Annotated in this window: 16 protein-coding genes and 1 pseudogene; all 17 read left to right on the forward strand. The window is 36.2% G+C overall.

Annotated elements, in window-relative coordinates:
* The first annotated feature begins 48 nt into the window (after positions 1-48).
* A complete protein-coding gene (locus BKP45_RS13615) occupies positions 49-513 on the forward strand; it encodes a MarR family winged helix-turn-helix transcriptional regulator (RefSeq protein WP_169824121.1) in 465 nt (154 codons plus the stop codon).
* A 2-nt stretch (positions 514-515) separates the two neighbouring features.
* A complete protein-coding gene (locus BKP45_RS13620) occupies positions 516-2243 on the forward strand; it encodes an ABC transporter ATP-binding protein (protein WP_071390247.1) in 1728 nt (575 codons plus the stop codon).
* Positions 2240-4102 (forward strand): ABC transporter ATP-binding protein, encoded by a 1863-nt coding sequence (locus tag BKP45_RS13625; protein ID WP_071390248.1) that lies wholly within the window; start codon positions 2240-2242, stop codon positions 4100-4102. The genes BKP45_RS13620 and BKP45_RS13625 overlap by 4 nt, the downstream gene beginning before the upstream one ends.
* 157 nt (positions 4103-4259) lie before the next feature.
* Positions 4260-4436, forward strand: a complete 177-nt coding sequence (locus tag BKP45_RS22600) for a hypothetical protein (protein ID WP_169824122.1) — start codon at positions 4260-4262, stop codon at positions 4434-4436.
* A 38-nt stretch (positions 4437-4474) separates the two neighbouring features.
* A complete protein-coding gene (locus BKP45_RS13630; RefSeq protein WP_245747492.1) occupies positions 4475-5206 on the forward strand; it encodes a DNA alkylation repair protein in 732 nt (243 codons plus the stop codon).
* Between the two features lie 469 nt (positions 5207-5675).
* Positions 5676-6059 (forward strand): GntR family transcriptional regulator, encoded by a 384-nt coding sequence (locus tag BKP45_RS13635; protein WP_071390249.1) that lies wholly within the window; start codon positions 5676-5678, stop codon positions 6057-6059.
* The gene (locus tag BKP45_RS13640) at positions 6056-6958 is read left to right on the forward strand and encodes an ABC transporter ATP-binding protein (protein ID WP_071390250.1); all 903 of its coding nucleotides are present in this window, start codon (positions 6056-6058) and stop codon (positions 6956-6958) included. The genes BKP45_RS13635 and BKP45_RS13640 overlap by 4 nt, the downstream gene beginning before the upstream one ends.
* Complete coding sequence (locus BKP45_RS13645) at positions 6939-7673, forward strand: hypothetical protein (protein ID WP_071390251.1); 735 nt, start codon at positions 6939-6941, stop codon at positions 7671-7673. Before BKP45_RS13640 ends, BKP45_RS13645 begins: the two co-directional genes overlap by 20 nt.
* A complete protein-coding gene (locus BKP45_RS13650; RefSeq protein WP_071390252.1) occupies positions 7674-8369 on the forward strand; it encodes a hypothetical protein in 696 nt (231 codons plus the stop codon).
* 150 nt (positions 8370-8519) lie between these two features.
* Positions 8520-8942: a VOC family protein gene (locus BKP45_RS13655; RefSeq protein ID WP_071390253.1), complete on the forward strand. Its 423-nt coding sequence runs from the start codon at positions 8520-8522 to the stop codon at positions 8940-8942.
* A gap of 348 nt (positions 8943-9290) precedes the next feature.
* Positions 9291-10058, forward strand: a complete 768-nt coding sequence (locus BKP45_RS13660) for a MerR family transcriptional regulator (RefSeq protein ID WP_071390254.1) — start codon at positions 9291-9293, stop codon at positions 10056-10058.
* A 548-nt stretch (positions 10059-10606) separates the two neighbouring features.
* Positions 10607-12070, forward strand: a pseudogene (locus tag BKP45_RS13665) (Msr family ABC-F type ribosomal protection protein).
* A gap of 13 nt (positions 12071-12083) precedes the next feature.
* Entirely contained in the window at positions 12084-12986 is a 903-nt protein-coding gene (locus BKP45_RS13670; RefSeq protein ID WP_071390356.1) for a macrolide 2'-phosphotransferase, read from the forward strand.
* Between the two features lie 484 nt (positions 12987-13470).
* Positions 13471-13857: a DUF2500 domain-containing protein gene (locus BKP45_RS13675; RefSeq protein WP_211272975.1), complete on the forward strand. Its 387-nt coding sequence runs from the start codon at positions 13471-13473 to the stop codon at positions 13855-13857.
* Positions 13858-13936: 79 nt separating this feature from the next.
* Positions 13937-14905, forward strand: a complete 969-nt coding sequence (locus tag BKP45_RS13680; RefSeq protein WP_071390255.1) for an NAD(P)-dependent alcohol dehydrogenase — start codon at positions 13937-13939, stop codon at positions 14903-14905.
* Positions 14906-15098: 193 nt separating this feature from the next.
* On the forward strand, positions 15099-15689 hold the full coding sequence (locus tag BKP45_RS13685) for a TetR/AcrR family transcriptional regulator (protein ID WP_071390256.1): 591 nt from the start codon (positions 15099-15101) through the stop codon (positions 15687-15689).
* Between the two features lie 7 nt (positions 15690-15696).
* Positions 15697-17940 carry an efflux RND transporter permease subunit gene (locus tag BKP45_RS13690; RefSeq protein WP_245747500.1) on the forward strand — a complete coding sequence of 748 codons (2244 nt, stop codon included), beginning with the start codon at positions 15697-15699 and terminating at the stop codon, positions 17938-17940.
* Positions 17941-18224 lie beyond the last annotated feature (284 nt).

Genomic DNA, 18224 nt, shown 5'->3' on the forward strand with positions numbered 1-18224 from the left:
GTAATTAATTAACTTACTTATCTATTTTTGTATAAGAGGTGAATGGGATTGGAAGAAAAAAGTCAGCAGCAAACTTACAACCAAATCGATCATCAGACCGTTGAGGATTTAATGCAAGCCTTTATTCGTTTAAAACGAAAACACATAGAGGCAACCAATGATAAGAAAACTAGTGAAGCAAGAGCATTAGTTTTGCTTAGTCATGCACCAGAAGAAGGGTTACAAATTATAGAATTAAGCAAAAAAATGCATGTTAGTTCACCTTTCATTACGCAGCTAATCAATAAGATGGAGGAAAGTGGATGGATCATTCGGAAAAATGATCCAAAGGACAGACGGGTCGTTAGAGTTGTCCTTTCGGAATCTGGCTGGGAGGCTGCAGATGCAGTTAAGAAACAGTTTCATCAACGCTTCACGTCTCTTGCTGAGTATTTAGGGCCTGAAGATAGCCGTCAATTGTCTAAACTTCTAAATAAAACCTTTCAATTTTTCAATTCAAAAGCAGGTGAGTAATCGTGATATCCATCCTTAAATATTTAAAGCCCTATTGGTTTTTTATGGTGATGGTTTTCGTTTTTACCCTTTCGGCCATTCTTCTTGAACTATATTTACCTACGCTTATGGCGGATGTTGTTGATATCGGTATCGTAAATCATGATATTTCTTTTATTCTACAAACTGGAGCGTTAATGATAGCAAGTGCTCTTTTAGCGATTGTCTTTAACATTATTTCTATTTATTTTTCAACGAAGGCGGCACTTGGCCTTGGAAGAGATATCCGTCGAAAGTTATTTCTATCGGTGGAGAATTTCTCGTTAAAAGAATATGAAAAATTCGGTCCATCATCACTCATTACGAGAACGACAAATGATATTAAACAAATTCAAGATGTGATCAATATGATGCTGCGAATGATGACTAGAGCACCTTTAATGCTTGTTGGTGGGATCGTCCTAGCAGTTTCTAGAGATGCTGTTTTATCGCTTATTTTTTTAGCTGCCTTACCGATTTTAGCTGGCCTGATCTTTTTCATATCGAAAAAAGCATTACCTTTGTTTGGTCTTCTACAGAAAAAGACCGATCGATTAAATCTGATCTTAAGAGAGACGTTAATAGGGACGAGAGTGGTTCGTGCGTTTAATCGCGTCGAGTACGAAAAGTCTAGATTTAATCAGGCGAACCGCGATTATCGAGATACAGGTATAAGGGTCAATAAGATCATGTCCTTTATGTTCCCTGTTATGATGCTAGTCATGAACTTTACGAGTATTGCGATTGTTTGGTTTGGAGCAATTCGAATTGATCAGGGAATGATGCAAATAGGGAATCTGATGGCCTTTTTACAATATGCCTTAATGATCCTATTTTCTTTAATCCTACTTTCCATGGTTTTTGTCATGATCCCGCGTGCAGAGGCTTCGGCTAAAAGAATTAGCGAAGTTCTTCATGTGAAGCCAGAGATTGTGGACGCTCGTGATGAATTAAGAGAAGAAAATGGATTACGTGGTCATTTAGAATTTAAAAATGTGACCTTTCGTTACTCAGGAGCTGAAAAACCCGCAGTAGAAAATATTTCCTTTACTGCCAAACCAGGTGAAGTGACGGCTATAATCGGAAGTACTGGTGCTGGCAAGACGACTCTTACTCAATTAATTCCACGCTTTTATGATGTAGAAAGTGGATCGATTCTATTAAATAGGGTAGATATACGACGTATGAAGCAGCATACCCTTCGTCAAAAAATAGGGTATGTCCCACAAAAAGCATCTCTTTTTAGCGGCACAATTGCCGAGAATATTCTTCTAGGTAAGAAAGATGCCACTGAGGTAGAGATTTTTGAGGCTCTAGAAACAGCGCAAGCGCTCGATTTTGTGCAAGAAAAGGAAGATGGTATTTTTGCACATATCGAGCAGTCTGGATTGAACCTATCTGGAGGGCAAAAGCAGCGTTTATCGATCGCGCGTGCGCTTGTGAGAAAACCAGAGCTTTATGTTTTCGATGATAGTTTCTCCGCACTAGATTATAAGACAGATGCAAAATTAAGAGAAGCTTTAAAGAAGAAAGTATCGGATTCTACAATTTTGGTGGTTGCTCAGCGAGTGAATACAGTGATAAATGCCGATCAGATTATCGTACTAAATGAAGGGAAGACTGCAGGTGTCGGCACCCATGAACAATTGCTAAAAGAAAATAAAATTTATCAAGAGATCGTGGAATCGCAAGAGAAGGAGGAGAGTGCATGATGCAAAAAAAGAACGAGAAAGATCAACGTACTCCTTCACAGTCAAGTGGGCCAAAGGCTTTTGGACCTGGTCCGTTCATCCCGAGTGAAAAACCAAAAAATTTCAAAAAAACCTTTTGGCGTTTACTGAAATACCTTAACCCTAGGAAAAAAATGTTGATCATTGTGGTTATAGCTAGTTTATTAGCTACATTATTTAACGTGATAAGCCCAAAGCTATTAGGAGATGCGACCTCTTCTATTTTTGAAAGTTTTATAGCTGGTAGTGGAGTTGATTTTGATTTTCTAGGGAATCTACTTCTCATCCTGATTCTGCTTTATACTTCTTCATCGATTTTTTCCTGGCTGCAGCATTATCTGATTGCTGGAGTATCTCAAATGACGATTGCTGAATTAAGGCAAGAAGTGAATGAAAAACTGTCGCGTTTACCGCTTCGTTATTTAGATAAGCATGCACATGGAGATGTTTTAAGTAGAGCGGTTAATGATATTGATAATATTCAAACATCCTTACAGCAATCCTTAACTCAAATGATCACTTCAATCTTTACGATCATTGGAGTGATTGTGATGATGCTGATCATCAGTCCGATCATGACCCTCGTTGTTTTGCTGATGCTCCCGTTAAGCGGACTCATTGTAAAAAAGGTTGTTTCTTTTTCACAGAGACATTTTGTCAATCAACAAAATGAGCTAGGTAGGGTGAATGGGCATGTGGAAGAAATGTTTAGTGGTCATCAGGTAGTAAAAGCTTTTGGCTATGAACAGGAAGCGATAAAAAAATTTGACGACATTAACGATCGATTATACAAAGCGGGGTGGAAGGCTCAATTTGTTTCCGGGATTATGATGCCGCTGATGTCTTTTGTTGGGAATCTCGGCTTCGTGATGATTAGTATTGTCGGCGGGCTGTTCGTGATAAATGGTAATCTTCGTATTGGTGATGTGCAAGCGTTTATTCAATATTCTCAGCAATTTTCCCATCCGATGGCCCATTTAGCTGGCATTGCTAACCTTATCCAATCGGCGATAGCCTCTGCGGAACGTATCTTTGCATTACTAGATGAGGAAGAGGAGAAGAAAGAACAGGCTGCTGAAGTGGAATTAACGAAGCTTCAAGGCCATGTTTCGATAAGAAATGTCAGCTTTAGTTATGATAAGAAAACACCTATTCTTAAAAATATGAGTCTTGATGTCAAAGAAGGCGATACAGTTGCTATTGTTGGTCCAACAGGGGCAGGGAAAACGACGATTATCAATCTGCTTATGCGTTTTTATGAATTAGACCGTGGGTCGATTCATATTGATGGGATCAACCTAGAACAATTTTCTCGTGAACAGGTACGTAGCATGATAGCGATGGTATTACAGGATACATGGTTATTTAATGGAACGATTCGAGATAATATTGCGTATGGACGAGAAGGGGTCACTAAAGAAGAAGTGATAGCAGCAGCTAAAAGCGCTTTTGCTGATGATTTTATCCGTACGTTACCTGACGGCTATGACACGGTCTTGGGTGAGGATGCTTCGAATATTTCACAAGGACAAAAACAGCTGCTTACGATTGCAAGAGCGATTATATCGAATCCAAAAATATTAATTTTAGACGAAGCGACTAGTAGTGTAGACACGAGGACAGAAAAGAATATTCAAAAAGCGATGAAAAAGCTAATGGAAGGTCGCACAAGCTTTGTGATCGCACATCGTCTTTCCACTATTCAAGATGCCGATGTCATATTAGTGATGAATCAAGGTGAGATATTAGAAAAGGGGACACATCATGAGCTCCTTAATAAAAATGGCTTTTATGCAGAGTTATACTATAGCCAGTTTTCAAAGAAGGCAGAAGTTAGTTGATGTATGTGATATTTGAGCTAATTAAGTGGATATGCGTGAAACAAAGGGACAGTATACTGTTCCTGTTTTTTTATACTCACATAATGGGAAATAGTGGTAAACTATAGGTGGGTTTTAAGAAGCGGTTTTTCCACACAATTTGGAGGGGGAGAAATAAATGAAGTATTTCATATACGGTACAATAGGCTTGGTCTTACTATTTATTGTTCTAAATATATTAAATTTTGATGGTTTTGCTATTATTATTGGATTTTTTGAGTGGGCAACTCGTTATGTACTTCCTTGGATAGCGTTGTATTGGTTTGTTCAATTTGTTAAAAGTAAAAAAGAATAGCCATCTACTATTCAAAAGTCTCTGAAAGGACTGAATACATGATGAATAAGCAGTCTATCGAAAATATGAATGCAAATCGATTTGTAGAAGTATTGAAAGAGCACAAGAGTGAAGCAGATATTGAAAAAATGAAAAGGTACTATAAAGGCTCTGATTCTAGTACGTTATGGTTAGGATTACACATGCGTACCGTTTTTCAGGCTGCTAAGGACTTTATGAACATGTCTTTAAATGAAATCGAAAAGTTATTGGAAAGCCCTTATTATGAAGTAAGAATGGGTGCAGTGAGTATTATGGATTTTCAAACTAAAAGTAAGAAGACGACAAATGACGAGAGGAAAGCATTATTTGAATTATATATTGAGAGACATGATCGAATCGATAATTGGGATTTTGTAGATCGGGCAGCTCCTTCAGTAGTTGGTAATTATTTAAAGGATAAATCTAAGGAGATTTTGTATGAGTTGGTGCGTTCAGAAAATATTTGGGAGCGAAGAACCGCCATTGTCAGTACTTTTGCATTTATAAAAAATGGAGATGTAGAAGATACATTTCGAATTGCTGAATTATTAGTGGACGATAAAGAAGAATTAATTAACAAATCTGTTGGAACTTTTTTACGTGAAGCTGGTAAGAAAGATGAAGATCGACTAAAGCAATTTTTGGACAAATATGCAACAACAATGCCAAGAGTCACTTTACGATATGCGATTGAAAAATTAGATAAAAGCACGAAAAAGCATTATATGACTTTAGGCAAATCAGAATGATAGATAAAGTTTCCCTTCCAAAATCTATAATTATAGTATGAGGTCACTCCGAAGAGCTTTTGTTCAGTGGCCTCTTTTCCTTTTGTGGCACATTTTATTTATCCCACTCTTAAGGGGCAAGTAAGACCCCCACCTCAAAACTTTAAGAAAATCGAGAAGTTTAGGTGGGGGATAAACTGCCCCTAAAAGTCCGATATAGAATAACTTTCATCAGTGATAGCTGATGATTAGTTATTCTTATGCCTGTGGTATAAGTTGAACTAACAATCAGTGGGGGATGAAGGAAAACCCCCACTGATTGAAGTTCAGCTTTATTAGATAAAAAGGACTCGTTACACCCAAAATAAAGGCTAATATTTTCCAATAACCCCCTTGCTAAAATTTCCCCGCATCGTTATAATATAAATATACACTACATTACATCGGTAATGCACTATGTCGGCAATCCTCGTAAGGAGGTGGGAATGAAATGGTTGTTAATCCAAATAGCAATAAGCCTATATATGTCCAAATAGCTGAATGGCTAGAAACAGAAATATTGTCAGGGAACATCAATAGTGACGAAAAGATATATTCGCAGTATCAATTAGCAGAGATATTTACGATTAATCCAGCCACTGCTGCAAAGGGGTTAAATATATTGGTTGATCAAAAAATCCTTTATAAAAAGCGAGGGTTGGGTATGTTTGTATCTGAAAATGCAAAAGAAATGGTACTTATGAAGCGAAAAAGTGAGACGTTACAACAAATGATAGAGGATCTAGTTTCTGAAGCTCAGCGTTTAGCTGTTTCAGAGGCTGAATTAATTGAGATGATTAAATCGGTAAAGAAGGAAGAGGAGGGAAGGTTATGAATGTCATAGTGGCAAGAGAGCTATCGAAGCAATACGGCAGTGTGAAAGCAATCAATAACATCAGTTTCACCATTGAAGAAAATAAAATAACTGGACTTATCGGAAGGAATGGAGCTGGGAAAACTACGTTACTAAAAATAATGGCAGGGTATTTACGTGAAACATCAGGGGAAGTACGTGTTTTTAATGAAGAGCCATTTAATCATTTAAAAGTGGCATCCAATATGGTATTTGTAGATGAACAAATGACGTTTCCTGAAGCATTAAGTCTTGCGGATATTTTAGAGGCTGCAGAAGCTTTTTATGAAAATTGGGATCAGGAACTAGCTCAACGATTGTTTGAGTATTTTTCCTTTACAAAAAAACAATATCACAGCCACCTTTCCAAAGGAATGAGAAGTACATTTAACATGATTATCGGTTTAGCTGCGCGTTGTCCATTAACAATTATGGATGAACCAACATCAGGAATGGACTCATCGGTTCGGAAGGATTTTTATCGCGCTTTATTAAAAGATTATATGGAATGGCCCCGAACCATTATTTTATCAAGTCATCTATTAAACGAAGTTGAAGATATTCTTGAGGATATGATACTCGTAAAGGAAGGAGAAATTGCCCTTCATAAGTCAATGGCAGAAGTGAAGGAATATGCAATTGGTCTGAGGGGTAATACAGAGAAGGTCAATGGGTTTACGCTAGGTAAAGGCGTGCTCCACCAACGTTCTATCGGCGTAAATACTTCCTATGTCGTTGTGGAAAATGTTTTTTCAAATCAAGTAGTACAAAACATTAGAAATGCAGGAATTGAAGTCACACCAGTATCTTCAGATGACTTATGTGTGTACTTAACGAATTCGACGAAGGGAGGGATTGACGATGTATTTAACCGAAGCTAATGTAGCTGACATTACGAAAAAACAATATAAATACAAAATGAATGCCTATTTAAATGCTTTAACAGCAATGATAGCCGTACAAATTGCAGCTCTTTCCTTGTCGTTGATGGGAGTTGGAAGTATGGGAGCGCATTCTGAAAATATTTCCTTATCGGCAAAGCTGTTTTCATCCAATTTAGTTATTGGTTTTACGATGATCTGGGGCCTCTATATTGGTGTGACAATGACCACAAGGGTATATCGTAACTGTGATTTTACGTTTGTGACAAACCGATTGACAAGTAACGTATCCAATATTCTGTTTTTAATCACAGCAAGTGTGATTGGCGGAGTAACCTCTATGTTATCCGGAATGCTGTTAAGGGTAGGGATGTATTTTTATTACGACCATCAATTTATTATTAATGAAGTTATTACGCTCGGACAATTATTCAATGGAACCTTCGTCGCAATTTTGTATATTTTACTCCTTGCATCTGTTGGATATTTTGTTGGTACGTTATCTCAACTTCATAGTATGATCAAAATTGTACTACCAATATTGATTTTTGGAGGATTGTTTTTGGGTGCGGGGAACGATGGAATTGCTGCAGCTGCCATTCAATTTTATATTGGGGAAACAACACTTTACCTATTTATATTAAAGGTGATCTTAACTAGCATTGCATTATTTATTGCATCACTATTCGTTTCTAACCGATTGGAGGTGCGCTAAATGAGCTTACTTTTACCACTGTTAGTCGTTTTGTTGATCGCAATCTTGTTTTCTTTTAATGGAAAAAGTCGAATATTCAATGGTCCTATCATGTACAAAAAGAGAGCGAAGTATATATTAATCATGTATTCTAGTATTTTACTCCTCTCTACCGTGTTGTTTTATTTATTACAAGCACAATTGGTAACGATAAACAGGGAAGATAATCAAGAGATGATTTATGAAATTAATAATTATGTACAAGACTTTTATGCAGCGATGAATGATGGGGAAACGGAAGCCATTTCCCAACTAGAAAAATGGCAATTTCCGTACACTGGAGATACAATCGAAATTAGTAATAACAACCACCATTTTATTTTAGTGGTAGAAAGAAAGGAAATTGAGGATGATACCATTGATGTAACGTACCTTACTACAAAAACATTTATCGAAGGTGTGGAATTTACTGATTATTTAAAGCCACCAACAGTAGAGTTGTCAGGAGGTAGAATCATTATCGGGGAGCCACCACCAGTTACGATAAATGTTGCTAAATTTGATAAGGAGTTTACGATCAATCAATTTTATAAAGAAAAACGTTGGATGAACGAATGGAGCAGCTCCTTAGGTTTTTCCGCTATTTATATTCAAATTCCGCGTAATGTGGAAGTGATTCAGCAAGAACATCAGTATATTGAATATGTTGGTGAATGACAAATCAACGTAAAATAATTTGAAATTTGTAGTAACGAGTGGCTTCCAATAATAGTAGAGTTATCCAACATTAACATTAATGTTGAAGTATTACTTTTTGGGATATAATGAATGAGGTTATCAAAATTTTTTCCAAGGAGCTGCTGAAAAATGTCAATCAGTTTAAACCCATATTTGTGTTTTGCCGGCAACGCGAAAGAAGCGGTACATTTTTACGAGAAAGCACTAGGCGGGAAAGTGATGGGCATCATGACGTTTGGAGATATGCCAACGGATCCGAATCATCCGTTGACGGATGATATGAAGGATCGTGTTATGCATGCGCATTTGAAGGTTGGGAACACGGATCTCATGTTCTCCGATACGTTCCCAGGCATGCCTTATCAGCCAGGTGATTCGGTTCAGATTGCCATACATCCTACTGTAGAGGAAAGTGCGAGAGAAATCTTCGCTGCTTTGCAAGATGGTGGGCAAGTTATCATGCCACTTCAGAAAACGGATTGGAGCCCCTTATACGGGATCGTAAAAGACAAGTTCGGAGTTACTTTCCAAGTTAATGTCCCAGTGAACTAACAATATTAGCACACAGACATTTGCTCCGACAACAAACAAAGCCTCCTTTTCTTAAATGAAAAGGAGGCTTTCTAATATAATCAGAATTAATACCTCAACACTAAACGGTTTAATGACATAATCATCAGCAACAAGTTCCATCCTTAGAATTTGATCCGAATCATTATTTCTAGCAGAAATCATTATAATCGGTACAGGATAGTAGGAGAATATCTGGTTTTTCGCTGCCAGAAGTTTTTTTGTTTATAGCGACACTGAGATGATTGAATATCGGAAATAAATGAAAAGATTTAGTTGACTTTCACGCATACGTAAAGGTGTAGAGTAAAAGTATCAGGAGGTGAACAAATGGAATACACGATACAGAAGCTGGCTCAATTAGCCGGAGTCAGTACGAGGACACTTCGGTATTATGATGAGATCGGAATTCTGAATCCAGCAAGAATTAACTCGTCAGGATATCGAATTTATGGTCAGAAAGAAGTGGATCGATTACAGCAAATCATGTTTTATAAAGAATTAGGGGTAAGTCTAGAAAGTATTAAAAAAATCATTACTTCCCCTTCATACGATGAAACTGAAGCTCTAAAGGAACACCGGGAACAACTTCTTGGAAAAAGGAAGCAGTTAGATGTTCTAATTGCCAATGTAGAAAAAACAATTGATTCAATGGAAGGGAGAACAATGATGACAGACAAAGAGAAATTTGAAGGTTTTAAGCAGCAGTTGATTGATGAGAACGAGGCAAAATACGGGAAAGAGATTCGTGAAAAATATGGCAATGATATGGTGAACCGGTCTAATGAAAAACTTAAGAATATGAAAAAAGAAGATTATGACGAGGTTAGCCGTCTTGCCATTGAAGTTCAGGAAACTCTTGAAAAAGCGTTTAAAACTGGAGACCCATCGGGCGATAGTGCACAAAAAACGGCGGAGTTGCATAAAAAATGGCTTATGTATTACTGGAGTGAGTACAACAAGGATGCTCACGCTGGTCTAGCTCAAATGTATCTAGATGATGAACGGTTTAAAAAGTACTATGAAAAGAAACCAGGGATGACAGAATTTTTAAGAGATGCGATTTTTGTTTATACCGGTACTATGAAAAAAAACTAACTAATTTCTTAATAAGAGGAAAGTTATTATTGACTTTCTACTAATATAGTGCTAAGGTTTTTATGTCAATTAGTTTAAATTTTAAGGAGGATTATTAAAAAGATGTTGCCATCCAGAATTCGGTTCCGTACTTTGAACAAGTAATTTCATACGTTCAAAGGCTCTGCTTGTGTATGCAGAGTAAACGGGATCAGTCTGTCCTTTTTTAATAATCTTCATTTCGCATAGAGATATGCTATATGTTGAAAGGCGGATCGTTCTGCCTTTCTTTTTTATACTTTACGTTAAACTTCGCTATAGGAAAGCTAAGTCTAAAGCCAGGAGTTGGCGATAAGCTAGGTTTTTTTATGCATATAAATGTGAAAAGTATAAAATAAATGGAGGCTATCGGCCACAGGTATTCCTTCTTTTCTAGTAAAAGTGGGTTTATTTGGTCAGGCGATTGTACGTTAGGATCTATGATAAGGATTGTTATCATCCGTTTACTCAAAATCACAGGCAGTAGCCTGTGATTTTTTATTTGGGTAAATAACGGGAGGTAACGAATGATGGAACAATTATGTTTAGAACTATCGAAAATAGAAGTTTCGTATTTAGATAAGGTCGTATTAGACATTGAAAAATTATCAGTTTATCAGTTTGATTGAATTGGGATTGTTGGAAAGAACGGTGAAGGAAAGAGTACTCTATTAAAAGTCTTGGCTGATAGAGTCAGTCTTTATAAAGGAAAAGTCAAACGTTTGATAAACGTTGGCTATTTTGAACAAATGGCAAAGCCTGTGGAGATAGAAGTCAATGATGGGCTACTAGGAAAACTAGCGGTTCCCAAAACGGAAATTGAGAAATTAAGTGGTGGAGAACAAACACGGATGAAGTTAGCGCAGTTGTTTTCCACCTATCATGAAGGGTTATTGATTGATGAGCCCACGACCCATTTAGATGCTGAGGGGATAGATTTTTTAGTTGAGGAATTGAAGTATTACTACGGCGCTCTTGTCCTCGTTAGTCATGATCGTTATGTGCTCGATCAATTGGTGACAAAGATTTGGGAGGTGCAAAATGGAAAAGTTACCGAGTATGCGGGCAACTATTCCGCTTACGTTGAGCAAAAACAATTAGAGAGAAAACAGCACAAAGAGCAGTATGAAAAGTATACAAAAGAAAAAAATCGTCTACTGAAATCGGCAGAGGAGAGAATGAAAAAGGCAGAAAAGGTTACTCAAGCGAATAAACAAACGACGAAGAAAGAAATAAAGACAAAAGGTAATCGAATGTTCGAAACAAAATCAAAGGATACAAGTCAAAAGTCCATGCAACGTGCCGCGAAAGCGATTGAGCAACGAGTGAAGCAGCTTGATGCGGTTGATGCTCCAAAAAAAGAAAAAGTAGTTCAGTTTCAACAACCAAGAGCACTTCAATTACACAATAAGTTTCCAATTATCGCTGATCGCATAACGTTACAGGTTGGTGAAAAGACGTTATTAAAGAATGCAAGCTTTCAATTTCCGGTAGGGAAGACGATTGCCATAACAGGGCCTAACGGATCTGGTAAAACGACACTTCTTAAGCACATTTTAAACGGCGGTGAAGGGATTACTCTTTCTCCAAAGATCGAGTTTGGTATGTATGAGCAATTGAATTATCAGTTTGGAAAATCTGAAACCGTCCTTTCATATATGAAAAATAAAAGTGACTATGACGAAAGTAAAATCCGAGCGGTATTACACAATTTGAATATTAAAGGAAATGATTTAAAAAAAGATATATGCAAGTTAAGTGGGGGAGAAGTAATTCGACTCGTATTGTGTCAATTGTTTCTAGGACGATACAATGTCCTTGTTTTAGATGAACCAACGAACTTTTTGGATGTTGATTGTATCCTAGCATTAGAAAAGTTTCTATCAGCATATGAAGGAACGGTCCTTCTTGTTTCCCATGATCGAATGTTTGTAGAACTTGTAGCTGATGTTGTCTATTTCATGGAAGAGCAACAATTAAAATTGAGGAAGTAGGGTGTTTATGATGATGAATAAAAAAGTAATTGAGATCAAAGAGATTGCTAAGAGGAAAGGAATTATCATTGCGGGAGATTCCATGAAAATCAACGAGTCTGGCTTGGACTTTCAAGTCGTTCATGCGGTTGATCATGAAGGGGTACCATGGATATTGCGGTTACCGAGAAGAGAGAATTCGATGGCGAAAGCTGGTGTCGAAAAGAAAGTGTTGGATATTGTGAGTCGTCATGTCTCGTTCGAAGTGCCTGTATGGTCGGTATATACAGATGAATTCATTGCCTATAAGCAATTATCAGGTATTCCAGCAGGAACAATTGATCCAACAATAAAAAACTATATTTGGGAGATTGATATAAACAATGTTCCCCAAAGCTATCTTAACTCGCTAGGAAAAGTGTTAGCAGAGCTGCACCAAGTTCCGAAAGAAATGTTGAAGATACCGGGATTAAAGGTACAAACCATGACTGAAGCGAAAGCAAGCATGAAAAAACGAATGTCAGTGGTAAAAGAAAAGTATGGCGTTGGTGAGGAGTTATGGAATAGGTGGCAAGCATGGGTGGACAATGACAAAATGTGGCCAATGCATACCGGGCTGATCCATGGTGATGTTCATGCCGGTCATACGTTAATCAATGACCAGGCTGAAGTAACTGGATTAATCGATTGGACAGAAGTGGCTGTAACAGATGTCTCAAAAGATTTTGTTGGCATTAACATGACGTTTGGTGAACAGGTGTTAGAACAAGTTATTGCCTCCTATGAAGCAGCAGGTGGAGTTACTTGGCCTCTCATGAAAGAGCATATCATTGAATTGCAAGCAACTTATGCAATTGATATTACCGAGTTTGCGGAAGCATCTGGTTCAAAAGAATATGTACAAATGGCTAAAGAAAGTTTAGGTGTAGAAAAGTAACAACACGCAAAAGCTAAAACCATATGCAAAATAGGGATTCCATCATAATGGGCTCCCTATTTTACTTTGCAAGTAATAGGTTAGGTGTTATTAATTACTTTTTTTAAAGACTGGCTCTTTCGTGATAACGTACTCATCTTTATAGAGCAGTGATGTCGCTCACCACAAACTAAAAAATCAAACGATATTTAACAAATTCAAAGGTCCAATTAAACTTTTTATCTACGACGTATATATATATTCGTATAGCAGGTCAATAGATTTCATAGTAGAAGCATTTTTAAAAATTAAAGCATCATTCGAATGTTGAAAAAAATATAGTACCTACATATCTACATATATATTAGGTAGTTTTATTTCCTGAAGACAATAAACCACCGTAAAGACGATGCAACCAAAAGAAATTCATGTGAAAGTCTAATGATCCTAAATTTATGTAACCTTTGCAGCTATTTTAGCGTAAATATTAGAAACGAATTGGAGAGTGATAACTATTATAGATCCTTTTTCTTTTGCCCAATTTTTTATACCTTTAATTTTCATTATTGTGATTGGAGGAATTATTTTTAATGTTGCTAAAGGTGTGTCTGAATGGCATAGCAATAATCAGCAACCTACTTTGACAGTAAATACACGGGTTGTTTCCAAAAGAACTGAAACATCTAGACATATGCATAATCACAATGGGCATCATCATCACAATACTACAACGCATTACTATATTACATTTGAAGTAGAAAGTAGTGATCGGATTGAACTTTCTGTAAAGGGTAAGCAGTATGGTCTTATTGCGGAGGGAGATATCGGAAAATTAACATTTCAAGGCACTCGCTATCATAACTTTGAGAGAATAAGTAACATTCAAATTTAAAAATTTGTAGATAAACTATTTGTTAACGGCAAAAGTAGTACAAAAAATGCTGCATTAATAAAAAGAGGAGGGGAATTTTGTGAAAGCGATTGTATGTCAGGAATATGGTCCATATGATGTTCTTCAACTTCAAGAAGTTGAAAAGCCAGTCCCTAAAGATAATGAAATATTAATAAAAATTCATGCGACAGCAGTAAACTCCGCTGATTGGCGATTACGAAAAGCTGACCCGTTCATAGTAAGATTCTTCTTTGGTTTTACCAAACCCAAACGAGCTATTCTTGGAGGTGTCCTTGCTGGTGAGGTTGAAGCTGTTGGTAAAGCTGTAACACGGTTTAAACAAGGTGATCAAATATACGGATCTACTGGTATGAGTTTGGGTAGTTATGCTGAGTACAAATGTCTACGTGAAGATGCTCCAATAGCATTAAAACCGCAAAATCTAAGCTATGAAGAAGCAGCAGCTATTCCGTTTGGGGGAATGACAGCGATACACTTTCTTAGAAAGGCAAAAATCGAAAGTGGACAGAAGGTTCTTATTTATGGCGCTTCTGGTGCTGTTGGAACAGCTGCTGTTCAGCTTGCCAAGTACTATGGAGCTGAAGTAACTGGGGTATGTAGTACCTCTAATCTAGAAATGGTTAAATCATTAGGAGCAGATAAGGTAATTGATTACACAAAAAATGACTTTACTAAAAGTGGTGAGAAGTATGATGTTATTTTTGACACGGTAGGTAAGATTTCTTTTTTCGAAACTAAGAGTAAACTTACCAAACATGGCTATTTCCTATTAGGTTCGGCTGGTGTTTCTCATACATTATTAGGTGTTGGAACGTCATTAGTAGGCAGCAAGAAGGCGATAGCAGGAGTCGCTCAAGAAAAGTCTGAAGATTTAGTCTTCTTGAAAGAACTTATTGAGGCTGGAAAATATACATCCGTTATCGACCGAACCTATCCGTTGGATCAAGTACCCGAAGCACATCGCTATGCTGAGAAAGGTCATAAAAAGGGCAATGTAGCCATCTCGATTGAACATGAGAAAAGTTAAATGAATGTACGTTAAAAGGGGTCTGATCCCCACTGCGTTAACGATACTGCGGTGGGGACTAGATCCCTTTTTACACTTTTTAAACTGACCAAAATCGTTAAACTGTACATTGAAATACTGTTAATTTCTACCTAAAATTAATTTATAACCAGTGGTCACATTATCCGAAACGCGCGTAAGGATGTGTATTGAAATGGATTTTTTTAAAAGTGATAAAGCAAGGCAGACAAAAAGAAAAATAGTAGAAGCTGCAGAAGTATTGTTAATGGAAAGAGATATTACTAAAGTTTCTGTAAGTGAAATTGTCAAAAAAGCAAAAGTAGCGAAAGGAACCTTTTACCTTTATTTTGAGAGCAAAGAAGACCTAGCATGGGATCTCGTGCAAAAAGGCGTGTTAATTTTTTGGCATGAAATTACCGAATTAAAAGAAGCGTCCGTATCAAAAGAAACAATCGACAACTTAATAAGCAAAGCGATAAACTTTTCCATAAAAAACAAAAAAATTATTAGGATCATTCATCAAGTGAAGTTTTTAGAATTCATTAATCATGAAAATCACCAATCTAAGTTTGAAGAAAAATTCTCTTTAGCAATTAAAGCTTGGCTTGATCGTGGTATTGCTGAAGGTGTTCTCGATATTCAAGATTCAGATTTTTATGCCAAATTTATTCTAATTTCTTTACATGAAATTTTAGAGCGAATGATTTTAGGTGAATTAGACTATGATCTCAACGAAGCGGAAACGCACCTAAAAGACATCATTAATAAAATAATAGGGTGGTAGTAAAGTGATGAAACATTTAGCAAACTTATTGCTTAACAAATATAAACTTATCTTATTTATAAGCTTACTTGTATTTGGGTTATCAGTCATATTAGCATCAAAGCTAAATATTAGTTCTGATATGGAAGAATTACTCCCTCACGATAGTCAGACATTGCATTCTATTAGGGAGTTTGAGCAATATTTCGACTCCCAAGAAAGTGGAATTGTTGTTGTGCAAGGCGACACAGAGATGAGCAAACACTTTTTAGCTGAATTGGAGCAACAACTATTAGCAAATGAAATTGACGCAGATTTATTATATAAAGTAGATTTAAGTAGTTTAAAAGACTTCGGTCTATTATATTTAGATACATCCTTTTTTATAGACTTAGAAACAGCACTTAATACTGAAGACATTGAAGAAATCGACCAATTGTTAACATCTTTAAAAGATAATCAAAGCTTTCAATCTGAGAAAAATACGATTCAATATATAACGAATGACGATGAAAATGTATTTCTGTTGATGATCCGCTTTAAATTAGATAAAAACGTTGACTTTTTAGAAAGTCGAGAATTAATTTATGATCAATTAAGAGAAACGATCGATTATTTACTTACGAAAGAAGAATTTCTTGATTTAGAGGCTGGATTGACAGGCGGAGCATTTATTCAAGATATTGAAGCTGACCGTGTCGCACTTGATGGATTTTTAGGAACATTTTTTATCACGATTTTGTTCATTATCTTCCTAATCGTCCTATCTTTTCGGAGGACACTATTATTAACATCTGTTATTTATCCTTTAATCCTTGGTGCATTATTAACTGCTGCTTTCGCTTATTTATTTTATGGCTCGATCAATGTTTTTTCAATGAGCTTTGCACTCTTATTAGTTGGTTTAGGGATTGATTTTTCCATCCATTTAATAGCTAGATATCTTGAAGAAAGAGAAAATGGCGAGGATGTCAGCTACTCGGTAAAAAATGCGATACAAGGAACAGGCGTCAGTATTACTATCGGCGCTATAACAACAAGTGTAGCCTTCTTTACGTTTGTATTAGCAAAATTTAAAGCTTTTGAACAAATGGGTATTATCTCGGGTATGGGAATTATTCTCCTTTGTACAACAATGATCATGATTGTTCCGGCGTTAATGATGATCATTGATTCAAAGCGACCATTTGCTAAAAAGAAAAAAATTAAATTTACCTTTTTATATTCATTTGGAGAAATCATTGAAAAAAAACCGTCGATTTTTATACTAAGTATCCTAGTTTTACTGCCTCTATTGTTCGTTAACGTGAAAAATACTGAAGTGATTGGTGATTTGGATAAAATCTATCCTGATAATATCGAAAGTAAGAAGTGGGAAGCTGTTGTGAAAGAGCAGTTTGATTATAACCCTAATACATTAACTTTTATGGTTGAAAATGAAGAAGTTTTAAAAGATGTGGTCAGAAAATTAGAAAAAAGGGCGGATGTCGAAAAAATCCTATCAATCTATGAATATTTACCTGAACAACAAGAATATAAAACAGAAGTCATCAATAAATTAATGACGTTTCTAGAAAATGTTGGCTACCCACAGATAGGAATCTTTAATATAAACAAAATGGAAATTAATGACCTGCCAGCTAATTTAATCGCAAACTTTGCCGGTAAAGAAGGCCGATTACTCGTTGAAGTGATTCCAGCTGTAAACATCTATGAAGAAGCCTATTATAACGAATTGAAAGTAGCGATTTTAAATGCAAGCGGAAATACACCTGTGAGCATGGCAGCTATTATGAATGAAGTCATCGGTTTAGTAAAAGAAGACATTATTAAAATTTCAATATTATGTATCGTTATTGTGGCAATCTTTTTATTAGTCATCTTTAAGTCAATAAAAGAGATGCTTATTTGTGTTACACCGGTTGTCTTAACACTTTATGTAACAATTGGGGTTTTGCCGTTATTAAATTTAGAAATAAACATCCTAAGTATTGCCGCACTTCCTTTACTTATCGGGATTGGGATTGACAGCAGTATCCATCTCTTACACCGACTCAAAACACAAAAAGAAAGAAATATCGGCTACGCTTTAATGACAACAGGAAAAGCAATCATTCTATCTGCGATGACTACGTGTATTGGTTTTGGTAGCCTAATATTTATTAATCATCCAGGAATGGCTATGCTAGGTGCTACCGTGTCCTTAGGATTACTCATTTGTTTAATCATTACTTTGACAGTTTTACCGTCTTTGTATAGATGGCTGAAATAATGTTGTATCACTGTAATAGAAAAATGAAAATACGTGAAATTTCATGGTTAATACATTATTCCAAACCTCATCATCATATCGTTATCCCAGAAAACTCTAGGCTACTTTTACTTGCTTTTGTTAAGTCCTCAAATGATCTTTTTCTTTTTTTTTGCTTTAATTACTTCATTTTCAGATATATCGTCAATAATTGGAATGTTTTGTTTTTAAGCTGTTAAACCGCATACCGAGTGGAATATGTAGTATTTTTCGAAAAATAACTTGAAATATTTCAAAAAAAATCG

It is taken from the genome of Anaerobacillus alkalidiazotrophicus (assembly GCF_001866055.1).